General features: G+C 40.1%; 12 protein-coding genes. 4 read left to right on the top strand and 8 right to left on the bottom strand.

The window, feature by feature from the left end:
• Positions 1-2: 2 nt before the first annotated feature.
• Positions 3-1,664, bottom strand: a complete 1,662-nt coding sequence (gene recN / locus G6053_RS21275) for a DNA repair protein RecN (RefSeq protein ID WP_165308345.1) — start codon at positions 1,662-1,664, stop codon at positions 3-5.
• Positions 1,665-2,125: 461 nt separating this feature from the next.
• On the opposite strand from recN, the gene G6053_RS21280 reads away from it, so the two are divergent.
• Positions 2,126-2,740: a SprT-like domain-containing protein gene (locus G6053_RS21280; RefSeq protein ID WP_165308348.1), complete on the top strand. Its 615-nt coding sequence runs from the start codon at positions 2,126-2,128 to the stop codon at positions 2,738-2,740.
• Between the two features lie 67 nt (positions 2,741-2,807).
• On the top strand, positions 2,808-3,221 hold the full coding sequence (locus G6053_RS21285; protein ID WP_165308351.1) for a hypothetical protein: 414 nt from the start codon (positions 2,808-2,810) through the stop codon (positions 3,219-3,221).
• A gap of 125 nt (positions 3,222-3,346) precedes the next feature.
• Here G6053_RS21285 and G6053_RS21290 read toward each other — a convergent pair whose 3' ends face one another.
• The 4 genes from G6053_RS21290 to G6053_RS21305 all read right to left on the bottom strand — a co-directional run bounded on the left by G6053_RS21290 (position 3,347) and on the right by G6053_RS21305 (position 5,968).
• Positions 3,347-3,607, bottom strand: a complete 261-nt coding sequence (locus G6053_RS21290; protein ID WP_108635798.1) for a hypothetical protein — start codon at positions 3,605-3,607, stop codon at positions 3,347-3,349.
• Positions 3,608-3,755: 148 nt separating this feature from the next.
• A complete protein-coding gene (locus G6053_RS21295; RefSeq protein ID WP_108635797.1) occupies positions 3,756-4,085 on the bottom strand; it encodes a hypothetical protein in 330 nt (109 codons plus the stop codon).
• A gap of 16 nt (positions 4,086-4,101) precedes the next feature.
• Complete coding sequence (locus G6053_RS21300; RefSeq protein ID WP_165308354.1) at positions 4,102-5,397, bottom strand: FecR domain-containing protein; 1,296 nt, start codon at positions 5,395-5,397, stop codon at positions 4,102-4,104.
• Between the two features lie 43 nt (positions 5,398-5,440).
• Positions 5,441-5,968: a sigma-70 family RNA polymerase sigma factor gene (locus G6053_RS21305; RefSeq protein WP_108635795.1), complete on the bottom strand. Its 528-nt coding sequence runs from the start codon at positions 5,966-5,968 to the stop codon at positions 5,441-5,443.
• A 259-nt stretch (positions 5,969-6,227) separates the two neighbouring features.
• On the opposite strand from G6053_RS21305, the gene G6053_RS21310 reads away from it, so the two are divergent.
• Both G6053_RS21310 and G6053_RS21315 read left to right on the top strand, forming a co-directional pair.
• On the top strand, positions 6,228-6,827 hold the full coding sequence (locus tag G6053_RS21310; RefSeq protein ID WP_165308357.1) for a MauE/DoxX family redox-associated membrane protein: 600 nt from the start codon (positions 6,228-6,230) through the stop codon (positions 6,825-6,827).
• A gap of 146 nt (positions 6,828-6,973) precedes the next feature.
• Complete coding sequence (locus G6053_RS21315; RefSeq protein ID WP_165308360.1) at positions 6,974-7,387, top strand: hypothetical protein; 414 nt, start codon at positions 6,974-6,976, stop codon at positions 7,385-7,387.
• A gap of 72 nt (positions 7,388-7,459) precedes the next feature.
• On the opposite strand, the gene G6053_RS21320 is transcribed toward G6053_RS21315, so the two are convergent.
• The 3 genes from G6053_RS21320 to G6053_RS21330 are packed head-to-tail and all read right to left on the bottom strand — an operon-like array spanning position 7,460 to position 12,749.
• Positions 7,460-8,806, bottom strand: coding sequence for a RagB/SusD family nutrient uptake outer membrane protein (locus tag G6053_RS21320; RefSeq protein ID WP_165308370.1), 1,347 nt, complete (start codon positions 8,804-8,806; stop codon positions 7,460-7,462).
• 11 nt (positions 8,807-8,817) lie between these two features.
• The gene (locus G6053_RS21325) at positions 8,818-12,039 is read right to left on the bottom strand and encodes a SusC/RagA family TonB-linked outer membrane protein (protein ID WP_165308372.1); all 3,222 of its coding nucleotides are present in this window, start codon (positions 12,037-12,039) and stop codon (positions 8,818-8,820) included.
• Positions 12,036-12,749: a TlpA disulfide reductase family protein gene (locus tag G6053_RS21330; protein ID WP_165308373.1), complete on the bottom strand. Its 714-nt coding sequence runs from the start codon at positions 12,747-12,749 to the stop codon at positions 12,036-12,038. Before G6053_RS21330 ends, G6053_RS21325 begins: the two co-directional genes overlap by 4 nt.
• Positions 12,750-13,325 lie beyond the last annotated feature (576 nt).

Genomic DNA, 13,325 nt, shown 5'->3' on the forward strand with positions numbered 1-13,325 from the left:
ACCTACCCTTTCAACAACAACTCTGCATGCTCTAGAGCAGCATCCGTTGGATTTGCTCCGCTCAGCATTTGTGCAATCTCTTTTACCCTTCCTGATTGATCCAGACGTACGATATTTGATATGGTACGGTTAGCCCTATCTTCCTTGTATACTTTAAAATGCGCAGCACCTTTTGAGGCAATCTGCGGCAAGTGAGAAATCGCAATCACCTGCATATTTGTGGCTAAATTTTCCATGACCTCACCGACACGCAAAGCGACTTCTCCCGAAATTCCCGTATCGATCTCATCAAAAACAATTGTTGGTAAAGCCGAAGTTTTGGCAACCAGAGACTTTATGGCCAACATCACACGGGAAAGCTCTCCGCCCGAAGCCACACGATGGATGGATTGCAAAGCCTGTCCTTTATTCGCTGAAAATAAGAACTGAATGGTATCTATTCCAGACTCACGCATCTCTCCTTCTTTTAGTTGCTCTAATACAATCTGAAGTACCGCATTTGGCATGCCGACATTCAACAGCGTATTTTGCACCTCCCCGGCTATTTTATCCAATACTAATCTGCGTGCGCTTGAAAGCTCTTTCGCATTGTGTAGCGCAACTTTCAGCTTCTCTATAACCTCTGCTTCCAGACGCTCCAACTGCTCATCGGAGGAATTGATGGCCAATAGTTTTGCTTCCAGATCATCTCTTAATTGAATGAGTTCCTCCACTGAGTCGACATGATGCTTTTTCTGCAACGAATACAGTAGGCTCAATCGCTCATTGATCTCCAGTAAGGTACCCTCATCCAAGTGCGTATCCTCTTCGAGCGAAGTCAACTCCGCAGCCACATCTTTTAATTCGATCAAGGTGCTCTTTACCCGTGCAGCTAGATCGGCCGCTTCGGGCAGAAATGAAGATATTCCTTCGATCTGCGACATAGCATCTTTCAATTGTGTCAATACGGCTATATCCTCGTTTTCTAACAGACGGGAGGCCGCATTTAAGGACCGTTTGATATCCTCGGCATTCTCCAATTGCCGCTGTTGCTGCTCAAGTGTCCCCTGTTCGTCAGGCACGAGCTTCGCCCCATCTAGCTCATCAAATTGAAATTGAAAATAATCCAGTTCTAAAGCCGCCTTTTTAACCGTTTCTTTCAGTTCTTCAAGTTCGCGCTTTGCCTTTTTATAGGACACATAACTCTCCTTGTAGCTTTGTTTCAATGCAAATGAATCCGCTACACTATCGACTACCAAAAACTGGAATTCCTCGGTATTGATCTGTAAAGTCGCATGCTGTGAATGCACATCGATCAATTGCTCTCCCAATTGTTTAAGTATCACCAATGTAACCGGAGAATCATTTACAAAGGCACGGGATTTACCATCTGGTGTTATTTCCCGTCGGATAATCGTATGGTCCGCATAGTCAAGGTCATTCTGCTCAAAGAAACTATTTAATTGATAAGCTCCGATATTAAACTCCCCTTCGATTACACATTTTTTAGACGGATCAAAAAAGTGTTTTCCCTCTGCCCTATTGCCCAAAATCAGGGAAAGTGCTCCCATAATAATGGATTTACCCGCTCCAGTCTCCCCAGTAATCATATTCAACCCTTTATCAAATTGGATTTCCAATTCGTTGATCAGGGCGTAATTCTTAATATGTAAGGTATCTAGCATATTCTTAAAGGTCTATTGTTACAGTTGGGAGGAAAACCGTTCCTCATCCGGATTGTATCGTATCTTTTATTGTCCTTTCTTTAGTAGGTAATTTACCTAAAAATCAGACGTTTTCAATGCATTTTGTTTCAAAAAAAATTGTTTCGGATTTAAACATCTAGTGCTTTAATTAATTCACTACTGCTAAATACTAAAAATAATATCAAAATTCCAAATAAAACTAATTATAATAGCTAAAAACTAACAGTTAAAAAATCATCAATGGTATTTTATCTACCAGTGATTACGCAGATTAGCCCCCTTGATACAAGGATTTGATCTTATCAAGAGCAATATACGACAAGTATCTACTTCGACTATAAACATATAAACCTTATCTTTTGACAGTATCATGTTTGCTTGTGACAAAATAATGTCGCGTCAATATTAGGTAAGCATGAATAAATAACTATTTTTACAGCATGCAAGATTACAGTGCTACCCTTAAAAAATACATGCCTGAGGAAGCTGCGCCGATCATATCTAACTGGATAAATCATACAGCGTGCCTGTTTAAGATCTCCCGTTCCCGTAGCAGCAAATTGGGCGACTACCGTGCTCCTTTTAGGGGCAGTCCACACCGTATTTCGGTCAATCATGATCTGAATCCCTATTCCTTTCTAATCACAACCATACATGAATTTGCACATCTACAGACTTGGAACAAGCATCAGCACCGTGTAAAACCGCATGGGACTGAATGGAAAAAACATTTTAAGGAGCTAATGGATCCATTTTTAAAACTAAATATCTTTCCGGCTGACATAAGCGGCGCAATACACAGTTATATGGAGAATCCGGCAGCATCAAGCTGTACCGATCTTCATCTATTCCGTGCGTTAAAAGCTTATGACAAAGCAAAAAGCAATGCACTGACGGTAGAAGCATTGGAGGATGGCCATTTTTTTAAATTGAAGAACGGGCGGTCTTTTCAGCGGATCGAGAAAATACGGAAACGCTATAAATGCATGGAGCTGACCAGCAAACGCATGTACCTGTTCAACCCAATTGCGGAGGTATTTCTACTAGAACAATGATTTTTAACAAATACATTCATTATATTTTTATCTTTGCTAACTTAGGAAACAATTAAAGAGAGCTTTTATGTTACACTTACACTCGACTATAGCAATTGTCTTATTGCTAGCCCTGGTGATATCTATTGTGATCACCTTAATGAACTATCTAGGCAACAAACCTTACAACCGTAAAATTGCCTTATTAGGTTTTATCGTATCGCATATTCAATTATTGGTGGGATTGATTTTATTCTTCGTTTTGAAGTACCCATCGATGATCTCTGGCAGCGTGATGAAAGATCCGACATTACGTTTAAAAATCATTGAGCACCCATTGACAATGATCATTGCCATTGTATTGATCACCATTGGTTATTCAAAAGCTAAAAAGATGGAAAATTCCAGAAAAGCAAATCAAACTGTTGTGATTTTCTACATCATCAGCTTAATCCTGATGCTTGCCCGTATTCCATGGGGTACATGGTCATTATTTGCATAGTCTCATCAATCATAGCAAAAGGCATCAATTGTTTAGTTGATGCCTTTTTTTATTTACCAGTTACCGCGCCAATACAAAAAAAGCCTCAGCAAAACTGAGGCTTTCAATATTTTAAACGACTTTAGTTAGTCACGGTTTTTTCCAAATCCCAAAATACCAAAAACAGTTTTAAATGCGATAAGAGAACCTACGATCAATGAGATATTTGCTATCGCGGAGAACAAGAATGTTTGTTGTCCCAGTGCAGTACATACATCCGGTACAAAACGGATAAATGTGCCTATTAAACCTAAAGCGATAGCTACTACCAATGTTTTGTAGTAATGAGTTTGATTCGCATTATTATCAGTTGTCTTTGGAGCTCTTGGTTGTACAGTTTCTGCCATTTCTATTTCGATTTTATTCAATACAAATGTACAAAATATTCTATGTTTGAAAAATAAAATTGAAAAAACCGGCGACGAAATAAATCCAGTAATGAAATAACTGGAAGCAACAGCAAAATTTTCTATGAATTTTCATATAAACTGCTGTTTATTCAAAGTATTTCATTTGGTATTTTTCTTTTTTTCTGTTGAAATCATAGGGATTTTCTTTTGTAATGTGATAACCGTTGCAATGAGTGCAGCTATACACATAACGTTGCTTAGGCCTTCCTTGTCCCTTATTAAAATTACGCTTACGCCTATCTGGTCTAAGCCTCCATTTCTTATAACGCCATTTTAACCAATGCATAAAGAAGCTTGCTTCGCTCCGACTATTAAAACGCACCTTTCCAGTAGCACGGCATTTGTGTCGCTCGATCAGGCTACTGATTTCAAAAGTAGTGAATACTTCATCGATAAACTGCTTTTTGCTGCCCATGTTACTTGCTCCTTTCTTACTTTAATTTCCTGTCATTCCTATCTAATTGCCGCATGGCTACTCTATCGCGTTTATCCTCGGGACAGAAGCTTATCATCCCTTTCTCTTCATGCAGCAGCACACCTGCCTGTCGAATTGCGCTATATACTTCCTCCCTGCCGCTTTGGTAGCAGATAGATACCGAAATGAGTTTGTTCTTTGGAATGCAGTCCCATCTTTTTATCGTAAACCCTTCCCAGCGGCTCATTTCATCCACAAAGGCCCATAAAGGCATGTTTCTATAAATCCGGATTTTTCGAGTCCACATCTTTGCTTCTTCAAAATCCAGATTTGCGACATAGGTCATTGTATCACGAGGAAGCTGATTTTTACCTACATATTTAGCCCCAATATATACGAAATCACCAGGACAGACTATAGACCGCGTTTTATTCAGGTTACGAGAATAAATTTCTAAGGTTCCATCATTTAGCATAGCCTTCATATTGCTGGTATCCGATCGAATTAGAAAGTCGGCATGACTAGTCATTATTTTACCTCTTTCCGTACCTATACTCAAGGGGGCACTTCTGTTGCGAGTTTTAGCATCTACATAAGCCTCTCCTTTTATGTACACTACTGTTGAGTCCCGTTTTACAAGAGGGTAGCTTAATCGAGACTGTGCATTCAAACGTATTTTCGTACCATCCTCTAGCTCAACGACACATTGCTGACGCGGGCCAGTATAAATCTCCAGATTTTTCAAACTGGGCGCATTACTACTGTTTATCTGATTTCTCTGAATACGCAGCAGCCCCTCCTCTGTGCGGGTGACAGCCAGCTCACCAAGCTGTACTATTTTACCAAAGGTATCCTGCTCAACCCTTATCCATGTTGAGTCAGTTGCCAATAAGAAACAGGAAGACTCAATTAGCGGGATCTCCGTGTTGTCCGCGATGCCAAGACATTGCCCCTCCAAATGCAATATGATATCCTCTTTTTTATGTGGATAAAATAAGTATAACAATATGCCTCCAATAAATAACAACAAGGCTGCAGCATATCCAAATTGGACGTATTGCTTTATTTTCCTCTTTTTCCGTATATCCTCGCCGTGGATTTTTATTGCATCAAAATCAGGATTCCAATTGTCCAGCGAATCTTTGGGCAGCTGACCTTCCAGCTTTCTGAGTCCCTCAATGAGCAGAGCGTCATATTCCTCTTCTGTATAGTATGCTTTTCTAACTAACAGTTCAGCCTCTTCCTCTTGGGTTATTATTTCCAGCAGCTGCTTCTTGATCAGCTCTTGAACTTTTATATTATCGCGTTCCATTTTTCGTAGATTGTAATCTGTAATCAATTATAAGTTGGTATTATTATCCTTTTAGGAGCCGCCGCATCTTAGCGAGTGCCGTACTGAGTAAGTTTCGGACCCGTTGGGGGCGTAATTTATGCCGGATTTCCAATTCCTTATTGTCCAGACCATTTATTTTCGCATCTATCAATATTTTCTTTTCCATGGGGGTAAGCTGTTCTGCTTTTGATAAGACCACTTCCAGCATTTCTCTATAATGTAGATCAGCGTCACAGTCATTGCTGTGAGGTTCATTCCTGAGCTCTTCTATTGCCATTTTTCGATCAATCTTTTCCTGTCTTCGCATTTTCAGGGCAATATTTTTCGCTATCACCATCATCCAGACAAAAGGATCATTACGCAAAGCAATCTTTTCCCTTTCCACAAATAGCAGTTTCAGTGTTTCTGAAATCACGTCTTTGACAAGTTCATCGTCATTGTTGATAAAGTTTTTGATTCGTTTTTTTAGCTGGCTACCATGTTTAGCCATAATGAGCCTCAACCCGCGGTCGGGCTCTCTAACTAAAATCTCAAAAGGATCTTCCCCCATATCTCATCATTTAAGTGTAACAAAGGTTTATATAACCGACTAAATAAAAAATAAATACCTAATAAACAGCTATTTAAAAAATAATTCTATTTACAGCAGGTACATATCGCTTACTTATGGTAGCTATATATAAACAGGAATGAAATAATTGAATTGGCAATACTAAAATAGAAATAAAAAACCGACAAAACAAATACAAATATTTGATTTTTAAATAGTTATACAAAAAGTATGACCTGAAATTATAGTGCATAAAAAAATGAAAACAAGAGCTTTACATATCACCACCACCAGTATCCGTGTCTTTATGATACTCTTTTGGGCATGGGTCGCGCTCGACAAGCTATGGGATCTGCAAAGTTTCCGCATGGCCTTGATAAAGCAGCCTTTTCCGGACTGGTGGGCAGGGATCTTGTTTTGGTTGTTGCCTTTGGTGGAAATGGGTATCGTGGCGCTACTTGCGATACATACTTATAAATTCAAAAAGCATACATTTTTCAATCCTTTCTTACTATCTGCCTTTTTATTGACTGTCTTTACAGTCTATATCGGACTAGGCGTTGCAGGATTATATGCGCAAAAGCCTTGTGGCTGTGCTTCGGTACTGAGCAGACTATCCTGGGGCTGGCACCTTGTTGTCAATCTGCTATTGTTGTTTCTATCCATCTTGGGGTGGTACTTGAGTGGCCCAACTACCCCCATGGCCAAGTCTAAACGATACAAAAAGCAGGTGGTTTTATTTCCCGTCAGATCTCTGTTGTTCAGTATTCCGATCTATGCGATCATCTTGGAGCGCGTCAAGAAATACAAAATGCGATTTGCTGTCTTCCCGGCCGGGCCGGTGCAGTTTAAATTATGATACGTGATGGACAGCCCGTAAAAACAGATCCCGAGGCATAGGATGGACCAGTACACCTCGTTAAAGCAAAGTGCTGGTCAAAAAAATTTAACATTGAGTTTTTTGTGGAGGTAAACTTTTTTTGCTACTATAAAAAAGGCCTCGGTATGAAAGCAATATCTTTCATTAAAAAGCATGCGATGGTCGTTTTGGCCGGAGCTGCAATAATTGGTTTTAGTTCGTTTAAAGTAATTGAACTAAATAAACAAAATAAGGATACTGATTTAATCTTTACTTATGTGCCGCCGGCTGGTTCGCCAGCTCCTTATTCGGATACTAACGTAAAGAACACTTCAAACTGGCAGCGAAGCACAAGTGACTGTTCGGCATCTACAGAGCAGGAGGTTGCCTGTTCGATAGCTGTACCAGCTACCAGCACAATGAATGGCGGAAATAATATCGATCCATCCAAAGTAACGATCGAGACATTTCAACACAGTACCAACAATTACGGCGTATCTCCTTCTTCGGCAGCTACACCACAGTACAATGATCCATTGAACAGACCATTGGAGCCATAAACTAAAAAGCCCATAGCTATTAAATCCGGCTATGGGCTTTCAATATGCGATTGTCATGGATCAAGTCAGCTCCTATTTTAGAAAAGAATCCAAGTCTGTGGGTACATTTAAAACCAGACGTGATGAATTAGGACTAAGTTCCAGTCGCTCTCCTTCTATCGTTCGAACCATTTTTATATTAGCTCCCTCGAGATTCAAACGTTTGATATCTGACAGACGAATTCCCCGCATTAACAACTCTTTTCGTCTTTCAGACAGCACAAGCCTTAAAGCTTCATTCCTATCCTGTACAGTTCTTGGCACAAATATTTTAGTCTTATCCCAACGATGTTTCAATAGCAAATTAATATCTTCCACACACGTTTTCAGATCACCCTTTCGCGCATTACTTTCCGCCCGTATCAACAGCATTTCTGCCGATGTCAATCCCGAAAACATCCACTGAACGGAATGTGAGTAAGTTCCTTTAAATTTAAAATACTCACCCGAGGCTGTAAAAAAAGCTATCCGTCTAAGATCTGCACTGTCATAGCTATTCATTAAATTGGAATCAATACAAGCTCGATTTGGGCTATAGTTCGGGAATTTCTGGCCCATTTCAGAATAAAAGATCGTTTCCTTAGTAAACTTCGAAAATGGAACCGCAGCATTGATCTTGATCCCGTCCTCAGGCCGATTATAATCCATCAGCGATTCGAATAGCTTCAACGATTCGTCAGCTGCACTTCCTGCCTGTTCATAAAGTCCCATGGACAGGTAAGCGCGGGCAAGTAATGCGTATGCTCCTGCTTTTGAGGGGCGTGATTTCACCAATGGTAAATCTTGTAGATTTGCTACGGCAACCTTAGCGTCATTCAAGACCTGCTGATAACATTCCTCTACTGGAGAAAATTCACTTTTAACATTGAAATCAGACTTAAGCCGCAAAACGATGCCTTTCTCATCATTCTTTCCTCCCGGATCAAATGCCGGAGCATAAGTCCAAAGTAATTGGAGGAAATAGTAAGCCCTATAAAAATGAGCCGAACCGTATACATTCTTCCAATCGTTATTATTAGCCTCGGTTCGCTCTATTTTGTCCAATACTTCCAAACAAAAGTTGACATTATATATCGGCAGATAGGCAGCAGACCAATCATTAGGATACGAATAATCAAAAGCTTCCCATTGATAGAGCAACTTCCTTTCGGGTAAAAGAGCTTTATAATTGTTATCCGTCAGGAAATAATCATCAGCTGCCGCCTCAGCATACGAGGGCGTCCTTAGTTCATTCATGTAACCAAAATCATCCAATATTTCCTGCAGGTCTCGTATAGATGTTGGAACCTGATAGGCATTGCTATTTTTCGGATCAAGATAGTGTTTGCACGAAAAACATGAAATAAGAGAGAACAAAGTAGTAAATATAATTAGTTTCATAAAGCAATTGGTTAAAAGCTGGCCCGTAGACCAAGTGAGTAATTTTTCTGCAAAGGAATCGCTTCGGGATAATCCGGGTCCAGTCCATTCCGGTTTGCTCGCCAGATAATACCCAAATTAGCCGCATTGGCAAATAACTGTATATTGTAAAGTCCCCGAATTGTTTTTGGTAGATCATACGACAAGTTTATAAATTGGAGACGAATATGATCTCCTTTTTCAACGAGCACCTCGCTTGATGTATAGAACCCATCCCGGCCGGACATGATCAATGGAAATTCAAAGGATGGCACGTCTGTATGGTCTCCTTTTTGCCGCCAACGATTATAAAAGTCAGGATGACCAGTTCCATAGTTGATCAATGCACTGGAAGTGAACGAAGATCTCCGAAAGTAATAGCCCATGCGATAACTGAGATTGAATGACAGGCTCAGATTTTTATAGTTCAACGTATTGAGCCAACCTCCAAAATGCACTGGTATCGCAGAACCAACAAAGCGCACAGAACCTCCTTCTTCGGCACTTCCTATGGAACCGTTGTTAATTGCCGTATAATCCGTGGAAATTTTACCATTCAATATCCCCTGCGGATTACCATTATCGTCAAGTCCTTTCCATATGAACGCAGCAAGACCATAGAGCGGGTATCCTATAACCGGATTAATCTGCGAACCGGATGCTGCCACCATGCGGTAAAGCTGTCCCTGATCATTGGGATAATAATAAGCTGTTGTTTTATTATTATTGTAGTTATAGATCAAAGACGATTGCCAGCCCCATACACCTGATTTTAGGCTATAATTTAACTGTACATCCAAGCCCTTTCCTTTCATTGCAGCTACATTCTGGATGATCGTGCCCCTCGCTCCCCAGCTCGTGTAATCGTAATTGGTCTCACCATATAGATCAGAGCCATTCTTGATATAATATTCTAGCGATCCGGAAAGTGGAAAATCCTTTAGGGCAAACTCCAGTCCTGTATTCAGTTGCATCACCTCTTCCCAGCGCAAAGAGGGATTATTGATTGTTCCGATCCTCCCGTAAGGCAACGAGCCATTAATTGACGAATTAGTCGCCGAACCGCTAACAGGTAATGCCGATCTGCTCAGATCAACATTACCACTATGGCCCAATGTCATTTTAAGTTTCAGATAACTTACTGGAAGTTTTTCAAAAAATGATTCTTTGGACATTACATAGCCTGCGCCAACCGACCAGAGCGGTTTCCATTTATCATTGGTCGAGACACCATAGATGTTTGAGCCATCACGTCGGATATTTCCACTGAGCATATAACGATCTTTCCATGTATAATGAAAATTTCCATATACACTCACGAATCTATTTAACCGTGTAGGGGACAAACTTGGACTTCCCAATATTGTACCGTAACTTCCGAAAGGTTTCTTGAGATAATTCGTTGTAAAGTCGACCGGAACCAGTGATAGTGGATCCTCACGATAACCGTAGTAGATCATGCTATTACCCCACGATTTTGTTTCACGCATTTCTAGCCCAGCCATTGCGATTAAAGAATGTTGGCCTATCTTTTTATTAAAATCAAATTGACTTCTAAAAGCATAAGACTCTTGGTCATTACCAGTCTTCCATAAAATATCCCCATAAGGGACTATGTAGGTAACCTTACCTGTGGTTTCATTGATCTGGCTAAAAGAATTCACCATATCGCGCACAAAATAACTTTCTTTCTTGAAATGGTTATCAATTTGTCCATCCTGACGCTGGCGCTGATAATTTGCTTTGAATACAGCACCAGGAAATAATTTGACACTGACACCGATATTTCCGATATACTCCTGAATAGTATTCGTTTCTGTATTGTATTTATAGTCCTCGGTTGGATAATAGTTCCAGTCAAATAGTCTTCCTTTTCCTACGGTATCCAGCACTGTTTTTCCATAATTCTTATAAAATGCTACCGGGCTACCTGTCTCATCAAACAAAGACAGATATGGTACCACATACTGGTTGCCCACACTTGCCAGTGTAGAATAGGAAGGGATATTGCTATTCTTGTTTTTTTGATTGGAATAAGATGCCGACAGGTTGAGATTTAACCATTTGTTCAAGGTCACCGTATTGGCCAGCCTAATAGTTGTACGTGCAGAAGGCTGACTGTAATTATCCTTCTGCCAGTCATGCCCCAAAGCCACAGTCCAGTTGTTGTTAACGTTACCTCCTGAGATATTCGCGGCCAACTGCTGCGTATGGGCAGGATTATAAAAATAGCTACTATATTGTTCCCTAAAGTCGGATTTTAAATAGAAGGCTTTGTGTGATTGATAAATCTCCTCCGAAATCTCCTTTTTACGTCTTTTGTCCAGCCAATAAACTATAGGAGACACCGGTGGTGCATCCCAACTGTTTAGTCTGCTATCAAACTGGCCAGCATCAAACAGCATTTCTTCCACTTGGATATACTCTCTATTACCAAGGATAGCCAGTTTTGAAAGGTCGGGTTTTTCTTTGATCGTCGCATTGAGATTGAGGTCTACACGAGTCTTTCCATCCATTTTTGATTTTTTTGAAGTAAGGACGATCACCCCATTTCCACCTCTGGCACCATAAATCGATGTCGCTTCGGCGTCTTTCAATATCGTGACTGATTCAATATCATTAGGATTGATATTATTGATATCTCCTTCGTAGACAAATTCATCCAATACGATCAGGGGATCAAGCGGACCGTTTATGGTACCATACCCCCTTACGGTAATCCCTAGTTTATTCTGCGGGTTTAGATTGGTTTTTCCTTTCTGAAAAACCAATCCGTTGGTTACACCTTCCAATCGGTCCAGTATATTCGTTCCAACCTGCTTTTCCAACAGATCTTTTTTTAGTACACTAACTGATCCATTTATTTGATTGACCTTGAGATTTTGATAGCCTGTATTGATTTCAACCTCTGCCAATTGATTTGTTGCTTCCTTAAGCATAACAGTAAGATTATTGCTATATCTGCTGATTAATATCTTCTCCGATAGATATCCAATCAGAGAAAATTGGATAGAATCATTTAGGCCACTTTCTATCGAAAACTTTCCGGAATCATCAGACCGTACGGATCTGCCTTTTGAAGTTACGTTTACATTTCCCAGTGGTAGGCCACCGGAAGTTACAACCTTACCTCTCACTAACTTTTCAGGAGTTTGACCATTAGCGAAATGAATAAGAACAAATATATAACAGACTGCTTTTAGTATGTACTTCATTTTGTGCTCCTTTCTTTTACTGCTTTTGTTCTATTTTTAATAGGTGCGAAATCCAACATTTCCATCATCGCGGTAAATTCACGAATAGAACCTAAAGACAAGACTCTTCCCTTTGGAGAAATAAGGACATAATGGGGAATACTTCTATGGGGGAAATATTGGCACAGTACGCTGTCGCTGTAGATCTGTGGTATATCCAATGCGTAGGGAAAACGACTATGATACTTTTCAAAGAATGCTGTGATGCTTTCCTTGTTATCTCTATTCCCTTTTTCGTTGACTAAGACAATCCTCACATTGTCGTTCAAGTTCCGATGCAGGCTATCAATTTTTGGGAATCCCCTAACACAGACTGTGCACCAGGTTGCCCAAAAATCCAACAGGATAAACTTTCCTTTTGCTTTATTAAAACTGAACTCAGCAGAATCGCCGTTTTGGAGCTTACTATGTACAGTGGTCCAAAATTCATTTGACAAAGTATCGCCAATTTGGAGAGCTTTTATTTTATCCAACCCATCAGCCCCACTATCCTTGTGGGGCGTCTGAGCTGATAAACTAAACATATGAAATACAGCAATGCATGTCAAAAGCATTGATGTATTCTTCAATACCTTAAAAGAAGAAAATACAAATTGAAACACTAAAGCTATGCATAGAAGGAGCATTCGATCAGCACCCTTACAGTAGGTTCCGCCTGAGTATCTAGCCATTGCTTGGCAGATATAGACAAAACATATGCGTAATAGAATCAGAATTGCCGCATGTCTGGTTCTTTGGCTGTTTGGTTTAATGTGTTTTGAGCAGGATGAATCTTTCCCAATAGGCAGTTCGCTCCCACCCCTGTAAAAATTGTTCATTTTTAAAAGGTTTTTGAGGGCTGTGACCTGCTGGATTAGAATTCCTTTAGATGCTTACAAACGTATCGCTTTTGCTCCTAAGCCTAGCTCAGGTCACAAATAAGAAAATGGTTAAAAATGCGGGAAGCGCAAGACGTTTGATTGGTAGTTTCAAGTGTTATAATTGGTACGTTACGTCTTCAGCAGCTAGAAAAGTCATTGTATGACTTGACACACAGAGCTACTCTGCGGGTTTAATCTTGTTTTTCGTTGTTTGCTTTTTATTCATACTCATAAATTGATTTTATAATTTATGAGTCACGGAAGGTAATGAAGACTATAGCTGGACCCCATCAACCGTGCAGCAAGGTTCCGACGCCTCTTAGAAACGGAATTACGATAGGGCCCGTGACGCTATAGCGTGTACAATAATACACAAAAGTCGTCACA

This window comes from Sphingobacterium sp. DR205, from assembly GCF_011064245.1.
GTDB lineage: Bacteria > Bacteroidota > Bacteroidia > Sphingobacteriales > Sphingobacteriaceae > Sphingobacterium > Sphingobacterium athyrii.